We start from the raw sequence: 20,887 nt of genomic DNA, 5'->3' as shown, positions 1-20,887 counted from the left end.
CAGCACCGTACCGGCGCGGCTCAGAAGTTCCAGCGCGCGGGCAACCGGCCGCCACACAGGGCGCAGGTGAAGTCGCCGTCGCGCACGACGTTGCGCTCTCCGCAGGCGGGGCACCTGCGGAAGACGACCCGGTCGGTGAAGCCGCCCGGGTGCGGCACCCCGGCCCGGTCCAGCGCCGCGGCCACGGCCGGCCAGCAGTCCGGGTCGGGGCAGTAGCCGGTCGACTGGTTGGTGACCTCCGCGACCCGCCCGCCGGCGAACGCCATCTCCCCGGCGGCGAGGACGTCCTGCCCGCCCGCGAGCGTGACGTGCTCGCTGCGGCGCGGCGCGAGCCTGAGCAGCCCATCGGGGGCGACGACGAACGTGACCGGTTCGGCGAGGTCCCGGCGGTCACGCCCGGCCAGCCACCGGTGCAGCGCCTCGGGGGTGTCCACGGTGACGGCGTCGACCGCGGGCACCTGCTCCAGGAGGTCCGCCGGGCCGACGTAGCGGTACCGCCGCGGCTGCCCCACCCGGCGACGCTATCGACGGTGCGCCGAGGTTGTCCAGCCGGGGTCAGGCCCTGGCCAGCAGGGCCTCGGCCTCGGCGACGACCGGCTGCGGCTCGGAGCGGGCCGGGAGCACCAGCGTGTAGCCGACCTGGCGCACGGTGCCGATCATCGACTCGTACTCGCTGCCGAGCTTCGCCCGCAGACGCCGCACGTGCACGTCGACGGTGCGGTGGCCGCCGAAGTAGTCGTAGCCCCACACCTCACGCAGCAGCTGGTCGCGGGTGAAGACCCGGCCGGGGTGCTGCGCGAGGTACCGCAGCAGCTCGAACTCCTTGTACGTGAGGTTGAGCGGGCGGCCCTTGAGCTTCGCGGCGTAGGTGTCCGGGTCGATGCGCAACGCGCCGGCGTTGATCAGGCTGTTGGACGCGCCCGCCGCCGCCGAAGCGGCCTGGGTGGCCAGCCGGATCCTGGCGTCGACCTCGGCTGGGCCGGCGCCCGCGAGCACGACGTCGTCGATGCCCCAGTCGGCGGCGACCGCGACCAGTCCGGACTCCTCCAGGACGGCCAGCATCGGCACGCGCACGCCGGTCGTGCGCAGCAGCCGGCAGAAGGCGCGGGCCTCCGCGAGGCGGTGCCGGGCGTCGACGAGCACCACGTCGGGGTCGGTGCCGGTGGTGCAGGCGCGCACGTCGTACCCCACGACCCGGCGCGAGTGCGCCAGCAGGTCCAGGGCCGGCAGGACGCGGCTCGCCGACCCGTCGACCTGCTGGGCCGTGACTACCAGGATCTCCACGTGGTCCCACCTCTCACCAGGTCCGTGCCGGCCGCGGACCGGTCAGCGCGAAGCGTCCACCACGAATGTTTCGGTTCCGGTGATCCGGACCCGGACGTGGCGAACCCCACACCGGCGGGTGGCCGGGCCGGCGTCCGCCGGCCCGGCCTGGGTCGTTCAGAAGCCGGTGCTCAGGCCGGCGTAGGTGTGGTCGAAGTCGGTGACGATCGTGTAGCTGCCGCCGAATCCGCAGTACCAGGTGAGGCCGATGCCGTGGTCGAGGCACAGCGTGATCAGCGAGTGGGAGTTGTCGTCCTCGTAGGACGCGTAGTAGGAGTTCGTGTCGTAGCCGCCGTAGTGGCTCTGCCACCGCCCGTTGTTCTGGAAGTGCACGGAGGCACGCCAGCCGGGGAACGGGCTGCTGAAGTAGGTCTGGTAGAAGTTGTTGCCGTTGCAGGTGCCGTTGACCGGGTTCTCGGTCACGTAGACGGTGCCGTTGACGGTCAGCGAGTGGGTGAACTCGACGCCGGCGACGCAGCCGGCGTGGGCGGTGCCTGGCGTCGCCAGGCTGAGCGTCGCGGCGGCGAGCAGGCCGAGCATCATGGTGACCGCGCGGACGCGGGTCCTTCTGCTGATCATGGTTCGCTCCTTGGCAGGGACGAGCTTTCGTGGCCCCCACCGTGCGGCGCGGGCCATCGGCGAACCTGGCGCGGACCTTGCGGAAACCTTCGGTAGCACCGCTGCGTCGGGTTGTCGACAACCGCCGGTGACCTCGTAATTCGACTTGGACGCCCGCCCCGGACCGCACGACAGTGCAGCCGGGACGGGAGGTGAGACGGATGGCGGAGACGTCCGGGCGGCTGCGGGTCACGCTGCTGGGCGAGGTCGCCGCGCGCGTCGACGGCTGCCCGGAGCCGGTCGACCTCGGTCACGAGCGGCAGCGGTGCGTGCTGGCCGCGCTGCTCGTCGAGCCGGGCCGGGCGGTGCCCGCGGACGTGCTGCTGGAGCGGGCGTGGGGCGACCGGCTGCCGAGGCATCCGCGGGAGGCGTTGTACAGCTACGTCTCCCGGCTGCGGCGGGTTCTGGCGCCCGCCGGGTGCGCGGTGGAGCGCCGCCCGGGCGGCTACCTGCTGCGGATCGATCCGCTCGACGTGGACCTGCACCTGTTCGACGACCTGGTCCGGCGGGCCGGTGCCGCCGGGGACCGCAGCGCGGTCGAGCTGCTCGACGCGGCCCTGGACCTGTGGGCCGGCGACGCGTTCGGCTCGCTCGACACGCCGTGGCTGGACGGGATCCGCCGGGATCTGCACCGCCGCCGGCGCAGCGCGCAGCAGCGACGCGACGAGCTGGCGCTGCGGCTGGGCCGGCACGCCACGGTGGTCGACGGGCTGCTGGCCCGCGCCGACGCGGAGCCGCTGGACGAGCGGCTGGCCGGTTCGGCGCTGCTGGCGCTGTACCGGTGCGGGCGGCGCAGCGAGGCCCTCGCGCGGTACGACGAGCTGCGCCGGCAGCTGGCGGAGCAGCTGGGCGTGGAGCCGGGTGACGACCTGCGCCGCCTGCACGACCGGATCCTGCGCGCCGACCCGGACCTGGCGGCCTCGCCGCCGGTGCCCGGGCGCGTGGTGCCCCGGCAGCTGCCGGTCGCGCCGTCGGCGTTCACCGGCCGCACCGGCCCGCTCGCCGAACTGACCGCGGCGACGACACCGGACGCCGCACCACGACCGGACGCCGCCTCACCGCCGGACACCGCCGCACCACCATTGGACACCGCCGCAGCACCGCCGGCCACCGGGGAGCACCGCCGGTCACCGCGACGCCGGGCACAGCAGCGGCGGGCACAGCAGCGGCGACGCCCGGCATTGCGGTGGCGACGCCGGCCGGCGAGGACGGTGCCGGCGGGCCGGTTGTGGTCATCGGCGGGGTCGGCGGCGTCGGCAAGACCTGGCTGGCGCTGCGGTGGGCGCACGAGCACCGCGGACGGTTCCCGGACGGCCAGCTGTACGTGAACCTGCGCGGCTTCGACCCGACCGGCGAGCCGCTGTGCCCCACCGCCGCCGTCCGGTCGTTCCTCACCGCGCTCGGCGTCGCGGCGGACGCGCTGCCGGCCGGCCACGACGAGCAGGCGGCGCTGTTCCGGCGGCTGGTCGCCGGAAGGCGGATGCTCGTGCTGCTGGACAACGCCCGCGACAGCGCGCAGGTCGTGCCGCTGCTGCCGGGTTCGCCGACGGTCGCGGTGCTGGTCACCAGCAGGCGGCGGCTGACCGGGCTCGTCGCCGCCCACGGCGCCCGGCCGGTCATGCTGGACTGCATGTCCCGCGCGGACGCGGCCGAGCTGCTGCGGGCCCGGCTGGACCCGGCGCGGGTGGCCGCCGAGCCGGGCGCGGTGGAGGCGTTGCTGCCGCTGTGCGCGGGCCTGCCCCTGGCGCTGAGCATCGTGGCGGCCCGCGCGGCCACCGACCCGCACTGCCGGCTCGGCACCCTCGTGGCGGAGCTGAGCGCCCGGCCGACGCGGCTGGACGCCCTCGACGCGGGCGACCTGGCGGTGAGCCTGCGCGCGGTCATGGCCGGTTCGGTCCGGCGCCTGCCGGCGCCCGCCGCGGAGCTGTTCGGCCTGCTGAGCATCGGGCCCGGCCCCGACATCGCCGCGCCCGCGGTGGCGAGCCTGGCCGGTCGCGACCCGGGCGCGCTGCGGCCCGCGATCCGGGAGCTGCTGGACGCCAGCCTGCTCGTCGAGGAGCCGGCGCGACGGTTCCGGATGCACGACCTGGTCCGCCTGTACGGCATCGAGGTCGCCGCCGCGAGGCCCGGCACCGGGCGGGCGATGGAGCGGCTGCTGGACCACTACGTGCACAGCGCGTGCGCGGCGGCCCGCCGGCTCGAGCCGCTGCGGGACCCGCTGCTGCTGCCGGCGCCGCTGCCGGGGGTGCGGCCGGAGACGTTCGGGGACCGGCGCACGGCCCTCGCGTGGTTCGCGGCGCAGGAGCAGGTGCTGCTGTCGGCGGTGCGGTTCGCCGGCGGCGCCGGCTTCCACCGGCACGCGTGGCAGCTGGCGTGGGCGCTGGTGTACGTGCTCGACCAGCGCGGCAACTGGCACGAGGAGCTCGGGGTCCACCGGGTCGCGCTGCGCTCGGCGCGGCGGCTCGCCGACGACACCGGCATCGCGCACGCGCACCGGGGCTGGCCCGCGCGGCCACGTGGCTGCGCCGCTTCGACGACGCCAGGGTGCATCTGGGTGCGGCGCTGGACGCGTACCGGCGGCTCGGCGACCGCGCGGGTCAAGGGTTCGTCTACCGCAACCTGGCACGGGTCTCCGCCCGGCAGGGGCTCCCGGAGCGTGCGCTCGCCGACGACCGGCGGGCCCTGGCGATGTTCGAGGCCGCGGGGCACGACCACGGCCGCGCCCAGACGCTCAACGCGATCGGCTGGCACCTCGCGCACCTCGGCGAGCACGAACAGGCGGTGGCGTGCTGCGTGCGGGCGATCGCGGTGCTGCAGCGCCTCGGCGACCGGCACGGCGAGGGCCTCACCTGGGACACCCTGGCCTACTCCCGGCACCGCAGCGGCCGGCCAGAGCAGGCGCTGCGCTGCTACGAGCGGGCCGCGGCGCTGCTGCGCGAGCACGGCGACCGCTACATGGAGGCGGTCGTCACCGAGCACCTCGGCGACACGTACGCCGCGCTCGGGCGGCACTGCGAGGCGCGGGCCGCGTGGCTGCGCGCGACCGGGCTGCTCGCCGCGCTGGGCCATCCCGACGTGCGCGCCGTCCGGGCGAAGACAGACGCATAGACGGACGCACATATAGCGGGCAGACTCGACGGCATGGTGACCGGGCCCGCCCGCATCGGGTTACGCACCCTCGCGTCGCTGCTGGCGGGCCGCGGCGCGTACCGGATGGTGCAGCTCGTGGCGACCGTCGCGCTGCTGCCGCTGTGGGGCGCCGAGCGCTACGCGACCTACGCCGCCGCGGTCGTCATCTGCTCGTGGGTCGTCGCGCTGCTGGTCGCCGGCCCGGAGAAGACGGTGCTGAAGCTGCTGCCGCGGGCGCCGCGCACCGGGCCGCTGATCCTGCGGGCGGCCGCGGCGCTGCTGTGGGTGCTGCCGGTGCCGGCGCTGGTGGCGTTCGCGGTCGCCGCCGCGGTGACGCCGGACGGCCCGGTGGCGGTCTACCTCGGCGTCGCCGCGATGTGCACCACGACCGGGGTGTTGCTGCTGCTGGTGGGGCTGCACCGGGCGGTCGGGGTGCCGCGGCACGACTCCCGCACCTTCTTCGTGCTCACCGTCGTGCAGGCCGCGCTGCTCGGCCTGGTCGTGCTCGGGCTCGGACCCCTCGGCTACGTCGCCTGCCTGGTCGGCACGCAGGTCGTGCTGTGCGTACTGCTGCTGGTGCGGCTCGGGCGGCCGTCGCTGGCGATCCGCCGCCGGCCCGGGTTCGTCCGCCGGATCTGGTGCACGGTCGCGTTGATGGGCAGCCCCGAGGTGTGCATGTACCTGTGCACCAGCGTCCTGGTGGCGCTGCTGGCCGTGTCGGCGTTCCGGGACCAGGTCGGCCCGCTCGTCGCCGTCGACGTCGTCTGGTCCGCCGGGATCAACCTGCTGCTGTACACGCTGCGGGTGTACACGCCGTGGGCGTCGATGCGGCTGCTCGGCTCGGGCGGCACGGCCGGGCGGCACGCGGCCCGGCGCATCACCCGGTGGGTCGTCGCCGCGGACCTGGCGTACCTCGCCGCCGTCGGCGCGCTGCTCGCCGCGACGGGCCTGCTCGACACCGCCCGCGGCGGCAACGCCGTGCTCGTATGGGCGGCCCTGTTCGCCGCCCGCACCCCGATGCTGGTCGCCGTCATCTTCGCCGGGTACCTGGTGGAGAACACCGACGCCGCGTCGACCCGCATCACCGGGCTCGCCGCCGCCGCGGGCCTGGCCACCGCCGCCGTGTCCGGTCTCGTCGCGGTGCCGTCCGCCGGCGGCGTCGGCCTGCTCATCGCCCTGGCCGCGGCCGAGGTCGTGCAGGCCGCCACGCTGCGCGCCCGGCTGGGCGGACGCGGCCGGCCCGCCCACCCACCCGTCAAGGAGGACGTCCATGTTGCTGCGTGAGATGGCGTACGTGCCGGTGACGCTGCTGCGCCAGTACGGCAGCCGGGCGGCCCTGCGCCGGTACCAGCTGCGGAGCCTGAACCGCTTCCTCGCCCACGCGAACGCCGGCGTGCCCTACTACCGGGGCACCCTGCCGCAGCTGGCATCGACGGCCGGCCTGGCCCGGGTGCCGCTGGTGACCAAGGCGATCATGCGCAGCACCCCCAACCGGGAGTTCGTCGCCGACGGCGTCGACACCGACGCGTGCCTCGCGTGGTCCAGCAGCGGCACCACCGGCCACCGCGTCACCGGCTGGCACGACATGAACGCCCACGACTACCACATGGCCGCCTGCGTCCGCCGGTTCTTCGCGACCCGCCGGTACCTGCCGACGGACCGGCTCGCGCACCTCAAGCCCTTCCCGATGCCGCCCCGGCTGGTCGAGAAGGTGGGCCTGTTCCGGCGGCACGTCATCCTGACCACCACGCCACCGGCCGACTGGATCGCCGGGCTGCTGGCGTACCGGCCGAAGGTGCTCATCGGCTACCCCGTGCACCTGCGGGAGCTGGTCCGCACGATGACGCCCGCGCAGCGGGTCGCGCTGCGCCGGCACCTGCGGCTGGTGCTGACCGAGTCGGAGCTGCTCGTGCCCGCGTGCCGGGCGCTGCTCGAAGAGGGCTTCGGGGTGCCGGTCCGCGACGAGTACTCCGCCTACGAGACGCTGAACATCTACTTCGAATGCCACCTCGGCGGCCGGCACATCGCGGAGGACCGCGTCTACGTGGAGATCCTCGGCGAGGACGGCACCGTGCTGCCGGACGGCGCCGAGGGACAGGTGGTGGTGACCGCGTTCGACGAGCGGGCGATGCCACTGGTCCGCTACGCGCTCGGCGACGTCGGCGCGATCGACGCCGAGCCGTGCCGGTGCGGGCGGCGCTTCCGGACGATGACGCTGACCAACGGCCGGATGAACGACGCCGTGGTCCTGCCGGACGGGCGGAAGCTCTTCGGCGACCTGTTCCTGGGCGTGGCGATGTACGAGCCCGGGGTCGCGGAGATGTACGTGCGGCAGGACGAAGACGGCACGATCCGGGTGTTCGTGGTGCCGGACGGTTCGCTGCCCGCCGACACGGTGCTCGCCGGCACGCGACGGTCGCTGCAGGAGCGGGCCGGCGCGGCGGTGCCCCTGGACATGCGCCTCAGCGACCGCATCCCGCTCACGCCCGGCGGCAAGGGCCGCCTCGTCGTCAGCGAGTACGCGCCGGCCCTCGCGGTCAACCAGGCAGACTGAGCGTCGTGGCCACGGCCGGAGCGAACCCCAGCACCAGCAGGTCCTGCGCCGCGGCGAGGGTCGCCGCCGCGGCGGCCGGGTCGGCGCCGGTGACCACGAGATAGCCGACCTTGTTGGCGGCCTGGTCGAACGGGCGGACGGTCGCGCCGGGTTCGGCGTACACCTCGCAGCACACGACGCCCGGCAGCGCCCGGGCCTGCGCGACGCCGCCGACCGAGGTCAGGATCCCGTCGCCGGTCAGGGGCGAGGCCAGCACGTGGATGATGCCGGCGCCGTCGCGGGTCGGGGTGAGGTCGAACGGCTCGCCGAGCGCCAGCGACACGAGCGCGGCGACGGTGTCGACGCCGTACATGTGCCGCATCAGCAACGGGAAGGCGTTGCCGCACAGGCGGGCGTTGGCCTCCAGGACGGCGAACGAGCCGTCGTCGCGGAGGATCACGTCGAAGTTGGCGGGGCCGTCGACGAGGTCGATCGCCCGGCACAGCCGCCCGGCGGCGGTGATGAGGCGCTCCCGGACGGCGTGGTCGATGGCGGCCGGGCCGATGTGGCCGCCGATGACGAAGCGGGGGCCGGGCACGACGCGCTTCTCGGTGATGCCGGCGAACCCGACCCGCCCGGACTGCATGAACACGTCGACGGTGAGGTTGCGACCGGCCAGGAACTCCTCGACGAGCAGCGGGCCGCCGGGGGTGGTGAAGCGGGCCGCGTAGTCCAGCGCCACCGGCAGCCCGGCCGGGTGCTCGACGAGGCTGATGCCCTTGCTGCCGGACGTGTCCGGCGGTTTGACCACGACGGGGAAGCCGATGTCGTGCGCGGCGCGGGTCAGCGCCGCCCGGTCGGTGCCCTGGTGCCAGCGGTAGCCGGGGACGCCGGCGGCGCGGACGACCTCGTGGAACGCGGACTTGTCCGTCGACGCGCGGGCGGCGCCGGCCGGGAAGCGGAACGGCAGCTCGTAGCGGTTGCTGAGCTCGTGCCAGGTCCACAGGCCGGCATCGCTGGCCGCGGCGACGACGGCGGTCGGCCGGCGACCGGCGAGCGCGGCGACGATGCCCTCGTGGTCCTTGATGCTGACCGGCAGCCACGTGTCGGCGTACGCGAGCGCGGGGCGGTCGGCGCGCACGTCGACCCCGATCGTGGGGATGCCGCGGCGGCGCGCCTCCAGGTACACGGGGAGCTGGTCCTCGCTGGCACCCAGGATCAGCATCATCGGGCCGGCTCCCGCACCACGGGTCCGCCCGCGTGCAGCCGGTCCTGCTCGGCGATGGGGATGTTCGCCTCGCGGACGTAGAACAGCCGCGGTCGCACCGAGCCGCGCACCAGGCGGTGCACGTAGGCGGCGAGCACCCCGACGGCGCACAGCAGCACGACCTCACCGGCCACGGCCCCGGCGTCTCCCGCGACGATCACCACCGGGACCGCGCAGAAGACCGCCGCATAGACCCAGAGCAGGGGCCGCAGCGAGAAGCCGAAGAACAGTTCGGCGCTGTGGGAGAACAGCCGCCACACCGCCCACCGGGACCCGCCGCCCTTGCGTTGCCGGTGTGCCACGTCGACGGTGGCCCAGCGGGCGCCCAGCAGCGGCATCGTGGCGACGAAGTACGGGGTGGCCAGCCGCAGGTCCACGGCGCGGCGCGCGACGGCGGCCCGCACCACGCGGAACACCGACGAGCCGTACACCAGGTCGACGCCGAACAGCCGCTGCGCGAGGCGTTGCTGCACCGCGGAGCCGAGGCGGCGGAACAGCGGGTCGTGGCGTTCGCGGCGGATGCCGTACACCACGTCGTAGCCCTCCATGGCCTTGGCGATCAGCTTGGGCGCCTCGGCCGGCGGGGACTGCAGGTCCGCGTCGAGCTGCACCACCCATTCCCCGCTCGCGTACCGGAACCCGGCGCCGTGGGCGGCCTCGAGGCCGAAGTTGCGGGAGAACGACACGTACCGCACCCTCGGATCCTTGGCGCACAAGGCTTTCACCTTGTCCAGGGTGGCGTCCGTGGAGCCGTCGTCGACGAACAGGATCTCCAGGCCGGGGTAGCCGGACAGCTCGGCGTCGATGGCGGCGTGGACCTCGTCGACCTGCCCGGCCTCGTTGAAGCACGGGATGAACGCCGTCAGCGAGGCCGGGCGCCCCTCGTCGCTCGTCCGCGGCATCGGGACCGCGGGCCGCGTCGCCGTCATGGGGCCCACCGGCCGTCCGGATCGCTGGTGTACCTGCGGTGCATGCCACCGACCTCCCTCGATGTCTGGACACTTCAGTCGCGCAGCACGGCCCGCCACGACGGCGGCAGGTTCCGGCGCACCTCGATCGCGTCGAACACCGACGGCTCCCGCGGCCCGTGCCGGCGCACCCAGGCGGCCATCGACGCGAGGCCGTCGGCGAGGGGCATCTCGTCGTCGGCGAGGCCGAAGCACTTGCGGACCTTGTCGTGGTCCGCGTACGCCTGCCGGACCTCGTTGCGGGCGGGCAGGTGCGTGACCCGCAGCGGCACGCCCATGGCGTCGGCGGTCGCCCGGGCGAGGGCGTTGAGCGAGTACACCGTGTCGCCGCCGATGTTGAAGGTCTCGTTGTAGGCCGCGGGATTCGTCACCGACCGGGCCAGGACCGGGGCCACGTCGCTGATGTGCGTGAACGCGCGGACCTGCTCGCCGTCGCCGAAGACGGTGAACGGCTCGCCGCGCAGCGCCTGGTTCATGAAGATGCCGATGACGTTGCGGTACCGGTCGCCGATGTTCTGGTACTCGCCGTAGACGTTGTGCGGCCGGAAGATGACGTACGGCAGCCCGAACATGTCGTGGGTGACGCGCAGCTCCTGCTCGACGGCGAGCTTCGCGATGCCGTACGGGTCCTCGGGCGCCGGCACCAGGTCCTCGCTCATCGGCACCTGGTTGCTGCCGTAGACCGCGATGGACGAGGTGAACACGAAGCAGCGCACCGTGCCCGCGTTGACGGCGGCGTTGAGCAGGGTGACGCTGCCGAGGACGTTGTTGGTGTAGTTGAACCGCTTGATGAAGTGGCTGAGCCCCTCGGCGGCGTACGCGGCGAGGTGGAACACGTAGTCGAACCGGAACTGCGCGAACAGCGCAGCCACGGCCGCCGGGTCGCACACGCTGCCCTGCCGGAACACCGCACCGTCCGGGACGTTGCCGAGCGATCCGCCGCTGAGGTCGTCCAGGATCACCACCCGGTGGCCGTCGCCGAGCAGGGACCGGGCCACGTTCGCGCCGATGAACCCGGCGCCGCCGGTCACCAGCGCCGTCGACTGCGCCGTCGGCATCGCCATGCCACGTCTCCTTCGCGTCGCCTGCGGTCAGATCCGGGTCGGCCGGGCCTCGGCGGGCTCGGCGTCGGCGGTCGCCACGGCGGGCGGGTCGGCGGGTGGCCCGGCCGGGTCCGCGGCCGGTGCGGCGTGCCGGCCGCGGCGCATCGACTGCGGCAGGGTCAGCCACCGCGACGGCGCGGCGAGCAGGAAGACGACGAGGACGACGTGCACGGCGATGAACGCGAACGCCTCGTTCTTCGTCGGGGGGTGGCCGAGGAACACGGTCATGTGCGACGCCCAGGTCCACACGTCGGGGATGGTGGCCCACTGCGGATCGGTGTGGTGGTTGACCTTCAGGAACGCCAGGTCCTCCAGGCCGGAGACCATGATGAGCAGCATCGCGTAGGCGATCCGCCGGACGTTGCCGGGTGTTCCGCCGCCGAGCCGGTAGGCCAGCGTGAGCGACATGATGATGATCGGCGTCAGCACGAGAATGTGGTAGTAGACGGTCGGGAAGTCGTCCAGGTAAAAGAAGATCTTCGGCACGAAGTACAGGAAGAACACGCAGAACGCGACCGGGATCAGGATCCGCACCAGGTGCAGGCGCCGGGCCAGCTCCACGTCCAGCCGGGCGATCGCCTCGGTGGCGAAGACGAACGGCAGCAGCTTGAACAGGAAGATCCCCAACGACTTGACCTCGCGATCATGCGGCAGCACGAACCACACGACGGCGGCACAGCCGGCCGCGAGCGCTATCAGGACGAGGAACGCCGCGTTCCGGCGAAGGACCTGGCTCATACGCCGGAAGCGTACGCGCGGATCACTGCACTGGCCGATTTGATATTGACGTTTGGCAATGATCGAGGGGACGGGCAAGGGGGGCGCCTGGGTTTGCTCAGGTTTGCGCCAGTGGGAGGCGGACCTGCAGGCAGGTGCCCCGCCCGGGCGGGCTGTCGAGGCGGATCGTCCCGCCGAGCGCCTCGACCCGGTCGGTGAGGCCGACCAGACCCGACCCGCCGCCCGGATCCGCGCCACCGACGCCGTCGTCGCGCACCGTCACGTCCAGGTGGTCGTCGCGGACCGACGCCCTGACGAGGATGAGCGAGGCCCGGGCGTGCTTCGCCGCGTTGGCGAGGGACTCCGCGACCGCGTAGTAGGCGGCCACCTCGACCGGCTCGGGCAGGCGGGCGTCCAGGCGCACGTCGAGCTGCACGGCGACCGCCGAGCGGCGCGCGAGGGCCTTGAACGCGGGCCGCAGGCCGCCCTCGGTCAGGATCGCCGGGTGCACGCCGCGCGAGATCTCCCGGACGTCGTCGACGGTGCCGTTGAGCCCGGCGACCACCTCGGACAGCTCCGCCCGCAGCTTCGGCAGGTCCGCCGGCACGCTGTGCTGGACGCGGCGGATGTCCAGGCCGAGGGAGAGGAGCCGCTGCTGCACGCCGTCGTGCAGGTTGCGCTCGATGCGCCGGCGCGCCTGGTCGGTGGCGACGACCACGCGCGCCCGCGAGGCGATGAGGTCTTCGTGGGCCTGGGCGTTGGCGATCGCGGTGCCGATGAGCCCGGTCGACTCCGCCAGCCGCGCCTCGGCGTCCGGCGGCATCACCTGCTCCCCCAACGCGGTGACCGTGACCGCGCCCCAGACGCGGCCCTCGACGTTGATCGGTGCGCTGACCGCCGCGTGCGCCCCGCACGCCCGCAGGTGCTCGGCGAGCGGGCCTTCCGCCCCCTCGTACGTGTCCATCCGGCTGGTCCGGCCGGTGCGCCGCACCGCCGCCGTGACGCTGTCGCCCTGCAGCGTCAGGCGCGTGCCGACCGACAGGTCCAGCTCGGGTGCGCCCCACCCGGCGACCACGATCCCGGTGCCGTCGGCCTCGAACCGCACGATCCGGGCGGTGCCGACGCCGATGAGCCGCCCGAGTTCCTCGACGACCGCCGCCAGGACCTCGCTCGACGAGCCGCCCTGCGCGACGAGGGTGGCGACGCGCCGCAGCGCCGTCTGCGTCTCGACCAGCCGGCCGAGCTGCCGGTGGCTGTCCTGCATGGAGGCGCCCATGACGTTGAACGACCGCTCGAGCTGCCCTATCTCGGCCTTGCCGGTCTCGGGCATCCGGGTGCCCAGGTCGCCGCCAGCGAGCCGGTCGGCCATGGCGGCCGCCCTGCGGATCGGCTGCACCAGCAGTCTGGTCTGGTAGCCGCCGACGAGGGCGATGGCGATCGCCGAGCCGGCCAGGCCGGCGAGGATCGCGAGCATCTCCCGGTTCGCCATCGCCTCGGCACGCGCGTCGCGGGCCATGATGACCTCACGCTCCGACGTCCGCAGCTCCCCCAGGTCGGCGCGGAGCCGCTCGATGCGGCGGTCGCCCTCCAGCAGGGTCTGCGCGCTCCTGGCCGTCGGCTCTCCGCGCCGGGCCGCGTCCAGCGCCGGCAGCGAGTAGTCCTCGGCGAACGACTCGCTCGTCCGCGTGATCCGCTCGGTCTGCTGTTGCTGCGACGCGGTGGTGGCGAGCCCTTCCAGCTGCGCGTTGGCCGCGAGCAGGTCGGTGTGCGCCGCCTCCCACCGCTGCAGGAAGACGCCGTCGCCGGACAGCGCGTACGCCTGCTGGGCCGACTGCATGTCGACCGTGTGCCGGTGGATCTGGTCGGCGGCCGCGAACAGCTCGTGGGAGTGCCGGGACAGGCGGGTGGTCTCGCGGTCCTCGCCGATCGAGATGAGCAGGGTGCCGAAGGCGCCACCGACGAACAGCATCAGGACGCAGGTGGCCAGGACCATCCGCCGGATCAGACCACCCTGGGCACCCTTCACGCCGTCACCTCCCGCCGCGCTCAGGCTGATGCTGATGCCCCGCAACGGGTCACTCACGCCTCGGCGGCTGGTGCACGTTTGCGCGCGGCCATGCGGGTACGTGCGGCGTGATCGACACCGACACCGACACCGACACCCCGGGGGTCACCATGGACGTCGCCGTGCTGGGCATGGGCCGGATGGGACGCGCGATCGCCGGCAGGCTCGTGCGGGGCGGGCACCGCGTCGCGGTGTGGAACCGCACGCCGGGCAAGGCCGCCTCGCTCGTGTCGGCGGGCGCCTGGGAGGCGCCCGGCGCCGCCGACGCCGCGACCAACGCCGCCGTGGTCATCACCATGCTGTCCGACGACGACGCGGTCCGGGACGTGGCATTCGGGGCGCTGCTCCCGGCGATCGGCGATCGGACCACGTACGTCGACTGCTCGACGGTCTCGCCGGAGCTCAGCGCAGAGCTCGCAGCGGCCTTCCCCGGCCATTTCCTCGCGATGCCGGTCGTCGGCAGCCCAGCGGCGGTCGAGGGCGGCACCGCGGTGCTGCTGTCCGGTGGCGACGCCGCCGTGGCGAAGCGCATCGGCCCCGTCGTCGCCTCGCTGTCGGACACCGTGCGGCGCTACGACACGGCGCAGATGGCCATCGCCGCCAAGCTGGCGACCAACATGCTGCTGCTGTCGGAGGTGGTCGCCCTGGCCGAGTCGTTCGCCGTCGGCCGCAGCGGCGGGCTGCGCGACGACCAGCTGCGCAGCCTGCTCCGGTCGAGCCCGGTGGTGCCGGCCGGTCTGCAGAACCGGTTCGAGGACGTGCTGACCGGCACGCAGGAGGGGTGGTGGGCCACCGCTCTCGGCGCCAAGGACGCCGGGCTCGCCCTCGACGTCGCCCGCAAGGCCGGGATCGAGCTGCCGGCCGCGGGCGCGGTGCGGCAGCGCTACGAGGAAGCGGCGTCCGAGGGGCTGCGCGGTGCCGACATCGCCGCCGTGACCCAGCTCTACCACGCCACCAGGTAACGCCGCCAGGACAGGAAGTGGTCGTGATGCGCACCGCCGACCCGCTCGTCTACGATGCACACGCACACGGACTCGCCGGCAACGGGACCACCAACGACCAGCCCGCGCTCGCCGCCCTGGTCGAATCGCTCGGTGCCGCGTACGCCGCGGACGGCCGCCCCCGCACGATCCGGTGCCCCGCCGGGACGTACTCCATCCAGGACGAGGGCGTCAGGTGGCGCAACGGTGTGTCGCTCATCGGTGCGGGGGCCGCCGCCACCTGCTTCACGCTGTCCAACCCGGAGCGGCCGACCGCACCGACCCCCCTTGCCACCTTCACCACCCGCGACCACGGCGCCGGGCGCGACAACCACATCGCCGACTGCACCTTCGCGCACTTCGAGATCGACGGCTCCGGCGTGACGCTGCCCGCGTACGACGTGAACGCCAAAGGGCTGTTCCTGCAGTACGTGCTGCGCGGGCGCTTCCACGACCTGTACATCCACGACACCGGCGCGACCGGCTTCGGCTGTGACTTCCTGCAGGACACCGTCGTGGACGGCGTCCTGGCCGTGCACTGCGGCCGGCTGAACAACGGCGAGGAGATGGGCGGCGCCGGGATCGGCATCGGCATCGGCGGCTGGGGCGACACCGAACGGCTCACCATCACCGGGTGCAGCACGGTCGGCAACGGCACCAACGGCATCTTCGTCGAGCTGCAGAAGCGTCGGTGGACCCCGCCGCGCGGCATCCGCATCATCGGCTGCCACGCGCAGGGCAACCGGTTCGGCATCTCCGACTGGGGCGCCGACGGGCTCATCGTCTCGGCGTGCACGATGACCGCGAACCATCAGGCCGGCTACGACGTGTCGGCGCTGGGCACATCGTCGGTCGCGGGGCGGGGCGGCATCGTGACCGGCTGCGTCATCGACGGCAACGTCTGGGACGGCGTCGCCATCGGCAACACGACCGGACCGTACACCGTGGACGGCAACCGCATCAGCCGCAACGGCCGGTACGGGTACTGGCAGCACAGCCTCGGCCCGTCCGGCCTGGCGGACCGCGCGGACGCGCTCGGGGTGGCCCGCCTGGCGGGCAGCGCCGAGCACCCGGCCGCCGACATCGCCGTCACCGGCAACGACATCTGGGGCAACGCCCTGGACGGCGTGCTCATCGACTCCCCCGTGCTGGACGTGTGCGTGGCCGGCAACCGCGTACGGAGCAACGGCCTGCAGGCCGCACCCGGGTCGGACGGCGGCGGCGCGACGGTCTCGTACACCCGGCTGACGATGCGCGACACGGCGGCGAAATGGCTGCCGGACGGGCACACCGGCAAGATGGTCGCCGCGGGCGGGCAGCAGGCCATCGTCGTGGCGAACACGGCCACGGAGCTGATCCTCGCGCCGGTGCGTCCCGGCGCCGCCACCGCGTGGCCGGAGGGCACGCCGCCGCGGGAGACCCGGTACCGGCTGCCGGACGCCCCTTCGGTGCGGGCGGGTATCACCCTCGCGGCCGCCGCCCTCGCCCCGACGGTGCGGGACAACCGGGCCTGGGACCGCGGCCCGCACCCGACCCAGACGCACGGCCTGCGCATCACCGGCGACGGCACCTGCGAGGCGGGCCGGGTGCACGGCAACGACCTGGCCGACAACGCGGTCGCCCCCACCGCGTTCGACACCGCGCCGGTCGGCGGCTGCTGGTATCACAACCTCGGCATCGACCCGTGCCCTGGCGGTGCGACAGGAAGCTGATCGCACTGGTTTTTCGGTTTTCGGGCGATATTTGGGGTTATAAAGCGACGCGCGCTACTTTCGCCGCATGCGTAGGCGATCTGTACTCACCCTGGCCGCGGTAGGCGCGGTCGCCGGTTGCGCGCGCGGCGGCCCCGCGCGCCCGGAAGCTGCCGCTGCCGCCCCCGCCCTGGCGTTCCCTCCCCGTTTCGGTTGGGGCGCCGCGACATCGGCGTACCAACTGGAAGGCGCCGCGAACGAGGACGGCCGCGGCCCGTCGGTCTGGGACGTCTTCAGCCACCAGCCGGGCCGCATCCGCAACGGGGACACCGGCGACGTGGCCGCCGACCACTACCACCGCTTCGCCGAGGACCTCGACATCATGAAGGACCTCGGGCTGAGGTCCTACCGGTTCTCGATCTCCTGGTCGCGGGTCCTGCCGACCGGCCGCGGCACGGTGAACGCCAAGGGGATCGACTTCTACCACAAGCTCGTCGACGGGCTGCTCGCCCGCGGGATCGCGCCGGTGGTGACCCTGTTCCACTGGGACACCCCGCAGGCGCTGCAGGAGCTCGGCGGCTGGGAGAACCGCGACTGCGCGAAGTGGTTCGCCGACTACGCGCACGCGATGTTCACCGCCCTCGGCGACAAGGTGCCGACCTGGCTGACCATCAACGAGCCGAAGACGGTCGTCGACGTCGGCTACACGGCCGGCATCCACGCACCCGGCAAGCAGGACCGCCGGCTGGCCAACGTCGTCGGTCACCATCTGCTGCTCGGCCACGGCCTGGCGGTCCAGGCGCTGCGCGCCACCAGCGGCAACGGCCGCATCGGCGCCGCGCTCAGCCTGTCGCCCACCTATCCCGCCGACGACTCCGACGGGGCCCGCACGGCCGCGACGACCGCCGACGCCGAGGAGAACCGGCGCTGGCTCGACCCGCTGCTGCGCGGCCGGTACCCGCAGGACTGGCTGGACTCGCAGGCCGCCGACGCACCGGTCCGCGCCGCGATCAAGGACGGCGACCTCGCGGTCATCGGCACCCGCAACGACCTGCTCGGCGTGAACTACTACGGCCCGACCCACCTCACCGGCACCGGCGCCCGCGTCATGCAGCACCCGACGTCCCAGGCGACCTGGCAGGAGATCTACCCCGACGGCCTGTTCGACCTGCTGACCCGCATCAAGCGCGACTACGGCGACATCCCCGTGTCCATCACGGAGAACGGCATGGCGACGGAGAACCCGCTGCAGGACCAGGACCGCATCACGTTCCTGCGCGACCACCTGACCGCCGCCCACCGCGCCATCCAGGCCGGCGTCAAGCTGGAGAGCTACCACCTGTGGTCGCTGATGGACAACTTCGAATGGGCCGAGGGCTACTCGCAACGCTGGGGCATCATCCACGTCGACTACGCCACCCAGCGCCGCACCCACAAGGCCAGCGCCGACTGGTACAAGACCGTCATCGCCCGCAACGGCCTGTAGGTCGCCTCCGTGTTCAGACGACGCAGAACTCGTTGCCCTCGGGATCGGCCATCGTCACGTGGTCGGGGACGCCGCCGACCGAGTACTCCTCGACCACCGACGCACCCGCCCGCAGCAGCCGCTGGACCGTCTCGGTCACCCTGGGCCAGCGCACGTCCTGCGGCTGGTCCCGCCCACCGGCCTTGATGTCGATGTGCAACCGGTTCTTGACCACCTTCGGCTCCGGCACCTTCAGAAACGACAGGCTCGGCCCGGCCCCTTCCGGATCCACCAGATACGCGCTGTCGTTCCACTCCTCCGGCGGCACCTCCCACCGCACCAGCCACTCCTCCCGGCTGGCGAACCCCTCCGGCACCGGGGCGTCCACGTAACCGAGCGCCTCCCGCCAGAACGCGGCCAGCCGGCCCGCGTCCCTGCAGTCAACCGCGATCCCCCACACGACACTCATGCATCATCTATACGTGCTCCTCACCATCCGCGCAGCGCCAGGGCGTCACCGCGGGCGATGGCCGCCAGCGCCTCGGCGACGTAGTCGACGACGTCGCCCGGCAGCCTTCCGGCATCCACCCAGCGCAGCTCGCTGCACTTGCCGGGCTCGCCGATGACCGGCTCGCCGCGCCAGCGGTCCACGTCGAAGAACAGGTGCAGGTATTCCTGGTCGTCGGCGTCCTCCGGCGCGGTGTGCATGAGCAGCACCAGCCTGCAGTCGCCCGGCTCCACCTCGACGCGCAGCTCCTCCCGCAGCTCCCGCACCAGGCCGCTGACCGCGTCCTCCCCGCCGTCGAGATGCCCGGCCGGCAGGCTCAGCTGCCCCTGCCGGAACCCGGTCCCGTCCCGCCGCAACACCAGCACCCGGCCTTCATCCCGGAGAATGCCGTACACGGCGGCGGCGACACAGAAACGCTCAGCAGGCATCCGCACACCCTAGGTCATTGCGCCCGGGTGCCGCCCTGCTCGGTTGCCTGCGGAGCTGGGGCCGGCTCCGGCGCCAGCGTGACGAAGTCGACACCTCCACTCCGGCATCAACGAGGGTCTCGCAGCTCCCACCGTTGGCCGTCGGTTTCGGCCTCGGGCTTGAACCACGGCCTCCAGCCGGCCTCGGCCCTCTCGTTGAGCGACAGGTACGCACCGCCGTCGGCGAGGTTACGGATGGAGTACGTGCCACCCGGATCCGGGGTGATCTGCCAGAGCTGGCCGGCCCTACCGGACTCGGCCTGCAGGCACAGGTCTTTGCCGCCCCGGTTCTTCCCGCCGACGTCGAGGGCGAGACCGCTCGCGGCGGACAACAGCGTGACCACGCTGTGCCGGTCGGTCGTTCGCAGGATCCACCGCTGGAACGGCGAGCCGTTGAAGGCCCTCGCCTGCACCAGGAGTCCGGGCTTGCTGTCCTCCTCGACCGTGAGCGCCAAGCCGCATGCACGATTGATCAGGTACACGGTGTCCGGCAGCGAACGTTGGGGTCGAACCGCTCCGGACGCGGCGGGCGCGGGGCGCAGCCAGGCCTCGGCGACGGCGTTGCGGGTGGTCACCACGCCGTGCTCGAAGAACTGCACACGCTCGTGCTCGCCCGGCGTGATGCTCTGCTCGGCGGCGGTCGGGAAGCCCAGCTGCCGGGCCAGGCCTGCGTCCGAGGACAGCAGGTCGGCCACGGTACGCGAGACCGCGACCGCGCCGAACGGCTGCTTCCAGTAGATGGCGCCGCCTTCGAAGGTGGCGTAGCAGCACCACGGCGCGTCGGGCGTGTCGCGGGCGTCGATCTCGCCGGAGGTGGGGAAGCCGAGCCAGCTGCCGGTGCCGTGCATCCGTTCGTACAGCGCGCCGATGGCGGCGCCGACGGCGTGCACGCCGTGCCTGCTGACGTAGACGGTGCAGCCGCCGACACCTTCGCGCTCGGTCCAGTGGCTGACGATGTCGTGCGGGTAGTCCGAGCTGCCCTCGAAACGCTGGAAGGTGCCCTTGGTGCCGAAGACGGAGTCGGCGGCGGGGATCCGGTGGCCCACCGGGAAGCCGAGCGCCCCACCGGCTCCGCCGAGCCGGTCGTGGTGGTCGGCGATGTCCTGCGACAGCGGTATCACGGCGTTGGTCTGCTCCGACCAGTACACCGTGCCGCCCTCGAACCGCTGGCAGCAGCCGGTGGTGCCGGGCTGGTCGTCCATCGCCCGCGACGGCCGGCCGGGAGCTCCTCGCTGAGCGGGAAGCCGAGCCAGCTGCCGGTGCCGCCTTCCAGTTCGTACAGTTCGCCGATGCCGCCCCAGGTCGCATACACGCCGCGCGCGGACTTGTAGACCGTCGCCCCGCACTTGCGGCCCAGCCGTTTGCGGGTCTCGGCGGCGTAGTTCCACGTCGACTCGTACTGCTGGTACTCACCCGTCGTGTTGTCCTTCGGCGACGGTGTCGCCGAAGCCACCGGCGACACAGGAAACCCGAGCCGGCCGGCGGTGCCGCCCCGCCCAGCGTGGTAGTCCGCGAACGGCTCGGGCATCACGCACGCGCCGCCGCGCGGGCTCCAGACGATCCGACCGTTTGCGTACTGCTGGGAGAAGCCGTGCGTCAGCTGTGGCGAAGGTCTGGCGCAGGTGAGCCCGCCGATCCGGTCACCGAGCTTCGACCCGGGCTGCAGCTCGAGCTGGTCGATCGCCTCGGCGGCGGCCGGCAACCCGTCCAGCCACGGCATCCTGGCGACGAGCGCGGCGACCACGGGCTCGCAACGGCTGCGGTGCATGCCGGCGAGCGCCGACAACGCGAACTCCTCGTCCCGGTGCAGCAGCACCCACGTGACCTCGGCGGACGCGGCGGGCGACATCATGACCAGAGCGTTCACCGCATCGTCGTGCGGCATCTTCAGCACCAGGTCGGCGGCGCTTGCCGGGGACCGCGACTCCAGGGCGGCCGCGTCGATGCGCTGGCCGTTCACCCAGACGTTCAACTGCGTGTTCTGGTCGCCGACGACGACGCCTTGCCCGTGCGGGACCGCCGCTTCCATCCGGTGCACCCTCCATCGGAACGA

General features: G+C 73.4%; 20 protein-coding genes and 1 pseudogene. 8 read left to right on the top strand and 13 right to left on the bottom strand.

Annotated elements, in window-relative coordinates:
* Positions 1 to 20 precede the first annotated feature (20 nt).
* The 3 genes from OHA72_RS39655 to OHA72_RS39645 form a co-directional block, all read right to left on the bottom strand.
* Positions 21 to 512, bottom strand: a complete 492-nt coding sequence (locus OHA72_RS39655) for a TFIIB-type zinc ribbon-containing protein (protein WP_327001218.1) — start codon at positions 510 to 512, stop codon at positions 21 to 23.
* A 43-nt stretch (positions 513 to 555) separates the two neighbouring features.
* The gene (locus OHA72_RS39650; RefSeq protein WP_327001217.1) at positions 556 to 1,284 is read right to left on the bottom strand and encodes a winged helix-turn-helix transcriptional regulator; all 729 of its coding nucleotides are present in this window, start codon (positions 1,282 to 1,284) and stop codon (positions 556 to 558) included.
* Positions 1,285 to 1,440: 156 nt separating this feature from the next.
* Positions 1,441 to 1,902, bottom strand: a complete 462-nt coding sequence (locus OHA72_RS39645) for a hypothetical protein (protein WP_327001216.1) — start codon at positions 1,900 to 1,902, stop codon at positions 1,441 to 1,443.
* 200 nt (positions 1,903 to 2,102) lie between these two features.
* Between OHA72_RS39645 and OHA72_RS39640 the strand changes: the two genes are divergently transcribed.
* Together OHA72_RS39640 and OHA72_RS65080 are read left to right on the top strand one after the other, a co-directional pair.
* Positions 2,103 to 3,269 carry an AfsR/SARP family transcriptional regulator gene (locus OHA72_RS39640; protein ID WP_327001215.1) on the top strand — a complete coding sequence of 389 codons (1,167 nt, stop codon included), beginning with the start codon at positions 2,103 to 2,105 and terminating at the stop codon, positions 3,267 to 3,269.
* Positions 3,170 to 3,652: pseudogene (locus tag OHA72_RS65080) on the top strand (AfsR/SARP family transcriptional regulator); the annotation flags it as partial. The gene OHA72_RS39640 and the pseudogene OHA72_RS65080, both read left to right, overlap by 100 nt.
* Positions 3,653 to 4,104: 452 nt before the next feature.
* Here OHA72_RS65080 and OHA72_RS39635 read toward each other — a convergent pair.
* Positions 4,105 to 4,422: a hypothetical protein gene (locus tag OHA72_RS39635; protein ID WP_327001214.1), complete on the bottom strand. Its 318-nt coding sequence runs from the start codon at positions 4,420 to 4,422 to the stop codon at positions 4,105 to 4,107.
* 63 nt (positions 4,423 to 4,485) lie between these two features.
* Between OHA72_RS39635 and OHA72_RS39630 the strand changes: the two genes are divergently transcribed.
* Genes OHA72_RS39630 through OHA72_RS39620 form a run of 3 tightly spaced genes read left to right on the top strand, consistent with a single transcriptional unit; the run spans position 4,486 to position 7,624 of the window.
* On the top strand, positions 4,486 to 5,049 hold the full coding sequence (locus OHA72_RS39630; RefSeq protein WP_327001213.1) for a tetratricopeptide repeat protein: 564 nt from the start codon (positions 4,486 to 4,488) through the stop codon (positions 5,047 to 5,049).
* A 33-nt stretch (positions 5,050 to 5,082) separates the two neighbouring features.
* Entirely contained in the window at positions 5,083 to 6,354 is a 1,272-nt protein-coding gene (locus OHA72_RS39625; protein ID WP_327001212.1) for a hypothetical protein, read from the top strand.
* Positions 6,341 to 7,624, top strand: coding sequence for a phenylacetate--CoA ligase family protein (locus OHA72_RS39620; protein ID WP_327001211.1), 1,284 nt, complete (start codon positions 6,341 to 6,343; stop codon positions 7,622 to 7,624). The genes OHA72_RS39625 and OHA72_RS39620 overlap by 14 nt, the downstream gene beginning before the upstream one ends.
* On the opposite strand, the gene OHA72_RS39615 is transcribed toward OHA72_RS39620, so the two are convergent.
* From OHA72_RS39615 to OHA72_RS39595, 5 genes are all read right to left on the bottom strand, one after another.
* The gene (locus OHA72_RS39615) at positions 7,608 to 8,831 is read right to left on the bottom strand and encodes an ATP-grasp domain-containing protein (RefSeq protein WP_327001210.1); all 1,224 of its coding nucleotides are present in this window, start codon (positions 8,829 to 8,831) and stop codon (positions 7,608 to 7,610) included. The two genes, OHA72_RS39620 and OHA72_RS39615, sit on opposite strands and share 17 nt — an antisense overlap.
* Positions 8,828 to 9,799, bottom strand: coding sequence for a glycosyltransferase family 2 protein (locus OHA72_RS39610; protein WP_327001209.1), 972 nt, complete (start codon positions 9,797 to 9,799; stop codon positions 8,828 to 8,830). The genes OHA72_RS39615 and OHA72_RS39610 overlap by 4 nt, the downstream gene beginning before the upstream one ends.
* Positions 9,800 to 9,873: 74 nt before the next feature.
* Positions 9,874 to 10,902 carry an NAD-dependent epimerase/dehydratase family protein gene (locus OHA72_RS39605; RefSeq protein ID WP_327001208.1) on the bottom strand — a complete coding sequence of 343 codons (1,029 nt, stop codon included), beginning with the start codon at positions 10,900 to 10,902 and terminating at the stop codon, positions 9,874 to 9,876.
* A gap of 27 nt (positions 10,903 to 10,929) precedes the next feature.
* Entirely contained in the window at positions 10,930 to 11,679 is a 750-nt protein-coding gene (locus OHA72_RS39600) for a hypothetical protein (RefSeq protein WP_327001207.1), read from the bottom strand.
* Positions 11,680 to 11,776: 97 nt separating this feature from the next.
* Positions 11,777 to 13,684, bottom strand: coding sequence for a HAMP domain-containing protein (locus OHA72_RS39595; protein ID WP_327001206.1), 1,908 nt, complete (start codon positions 13,682 to 13,684; stop codon positions 11,777 to 11,779).
* Between the two features lie 107 nt (positions 13,685 to 13,791).
* On the opposite strand from OHA72_RS39595, the gene OHA72_RS39590 reads away from it, so the two are divergent.
* From OHA72_RS39590 to OHA72_RS39580, 3 genes are all read left to right on the top strand, one after another.
* The gene (locus tag OHA72_RS39590; protein ID WP_327001205.1) at positions 13,792 to 14,685 is read left to right on the top strand and encodes an NAD(P)-dependent oxidoreductase; all 894 of its coding nucleotides are present in this window, start codon (positions 13,792 to 13,794) and stop codon (positions 14,683 to 14,685) included.
* Positions 14,686 to 14,711: 26 nt separating this feature from the next.
* Positions 14,712 to 16,415 carry a right-handed parallel beta-helix repeat-containing protein gene (locus tag OHA72_RS39585; protein WP_327011753.1) on the top strand — a complete coding sequence of 568 codons (1,704 nt, stop codon included), beginning with the start codon at positions 14,712 to 14,714 and terminating at the stop codon, positions 16,413 to 16,415.
* A 67-nt stretch (positions 16,416 to 16,482) separates the two neighbouring features.
* A complete protein-coding gene (locus tag OHA72_RS39580) occupies positions 16,483 to 17,880 on the top strand; it encodes a GH1 family beta-glucosidase (protein WP_327001204.1) in 1,398 nt (465 codons plus the stop codon).
* A 13-nt stretch (positions 17,881 to 17,893) separates the two neighbouring features.
* Here the strand turns inward: OHA72_RS39580 and OHA72_RS39575 are convergent, their stop codons facing one another.
* The 4 genes from OHA72_RS39575 to OHA72_RS39560 form a co-directional block, all read right to left on the bottom strand.
* The gene (locus OHA72_RS39575; protein WP_327001203.1) at positions 17,894 to 18,328 is read right to left on the bottom strand and encodes a VOC family protein; all 435 of its coding nucleotides are present in this window, start codon (positions 18,326 to 18,328) and stop codon (positions 17,894 to 17,896) included.
* 20 nt (positions 18,329 to 18,348) lie between these two features.
* Positions 18,349 to 18,795 carry an NUDIX domain-containing protein gene (locus tag OHA72_RS39570; RefSeq protein ID WP_327001202.1) on the bottom strand — a complete coding sequence of 149 codons (447 nt, stop codon included), beginning with the start codon at positions 18,793 to 18,795 and terminating at the stop codon, positions 18,349 to 18,351.
* A gap of 107 nt (positions 18,796 to 18,902) precedes the next feature.
* Complete coding sequence (locus OHA72_RS39565) at positions 18,903 to 20,036, bottom strand: RICIN domain-containing protein (protein ID WP_327001201.1); 1,134 nt, start codon at positions 20,034 to 20,036, stop codon at positions 18,903 to 18,905.
* Entirely contained in the window at positions 19,952 to 20,863 is a 912-nt protein-coding gene (locus OHA72_RS39560) for an LGFP repeat-containing protein (protein ID WP_327001200.1), read from the bottom strand. Before OHA72_RS39560 ends, OHA72_RS39565 begins: the two co-directional genes overlap by 85 nt.
* Positions 20,864 to 20,887: the final 24 nt, after the last annotated feature.

This window comes from Dactylosporangium sp. NBC_01737 (assembly GCF_035963215.1).
Taxonomy (GTDB): domain Bacteria; phylum Actinomycetota; class Actinomycetes; order Mycobacteriales; family Micromonosporaceae; genus Dactylosporangium.
The sequence above is the reverse complement of the archived record's forward strand: the minus strand, read 5'-3'. Positions and strand labels throughout refer to the sequence as shown.

What these genes read in the sequence shown, in the direction of transcription:
- OHA72_RS39645 (WP_327001216.1), bottom strand. Translation starts at nt 1,902, where the DNA reads ATGATCAGCAGAAGGACCCGCGTCCGCGCGGTCACCATGATGCTCGGC.
- OHA72_RS39640 (WP_327001215.1), top strand. Translation starts at nt 2,103, where the DNA reads ATGGCGGAGACGTCCGGGCGGCTGCGGGTCACGCTGCTGGGCGAGGTC.
- OHA72_RS39635 (WP_327001214.1), bottom strand. Translation starts at nt 4,422, where the DNA reads ATGCCGGTGTCGTCGGCGAGCCGCCGCGCCGAGCGCAGCGCGACCCGG.
- OHA72_RS39625 (WP_327001212.1), top strand. Translation starts at nt 5,083, where the DNA reads ATGGTGACCGGGCCCGCCCGCATCGGGTTACGCACCCTCGCGTCGCTG.
- OHA72_RS39620 (WP_327001211.1), top strand. Translation starts at nt 6,341, where the DNA reads ATGTTGCTGCGTGAGATGGCGTACGTGCCGGTGACGCTGCTGCGCCAG.
- OHA72_RS39615 (WP_327001210.1), bottom strand. Translation starts at nt 8,831, where the DNA reads ATGATGCTGATCCTGGGTGCCAGCGAGGACCAGCTCCCCGTGTACCTG.
- OHA72_RS39610 (WP_327001209.1), bottom strand. Translation starts at nt 9,799, where the DNA reads ATGACGGCGACGCGGCCCGCGGTCCCGATGCCGCGGACGAGCGACGAG.
- OHA72_RS39605 (WP_327001208.1), bottom strand. Translation starts at nt 10,902, where the DNA reads ATGGCGATGCCGACGGCGCAGTCGACGGCGCTGGTGACCGGCGGCGCC.
- OHA72_RS39600 (WP_327001207.1), bottom strand. Translation starts at nt 11,679, where the DNA reads ATGAGCCAGGTCCTTCGCCGGAACGCGGCGTTCCTCGTCCTGATAGCG.
- OHA72_RS39585 (WP_327011753.1), top strand. Translation starts at nt 14,712, where the DNA reads ATGCGCACCGCCGACCCGCTCGTCTACGATGCACACGCACACGGACTC.
- OHA72_RS39580 (WP_327001204.1), top strand. Translation starts at nt 16,483, where the DNA reads ATGCGTAGGCGATCTGTACTCACCCTGGCCGCGGTAGGCGCGGTCGCC.
- OHA72_RS39575 (WP_327001203.1), bottom strand. Translation starts at nt 18,328, where the DNA reads ATGAGTGTCGTGTGGGGGATCGCGGTTGACTGCAGGGACGCGGGCCGG.
- OHA72_RS39570 (WP_327001202.1), bottom strand. Translation starts at nt 18,795, where the DNA reads ATGCCTGCTGAGCGTTTCTGTGTCGCCGCCGCCGTGTACGGCATTCTC.
- OHA72_RS39565 (WP_327001201.1), bottom strand. Translation starts at nt 20,036, where the DNA reads ATGGACGACCAGCCCGGCACCACCGGCTGCTGCCAGCGGTTCGAGGGC.
- OHA72_RS39560 (WP_327001200.1), bottom strand. Translation starts at nt 20,863, where the DNA reads ATGGAAGCGGCGGTCCCGCACGGGCAAGGCGTCGTCGTCGGCGACCAG.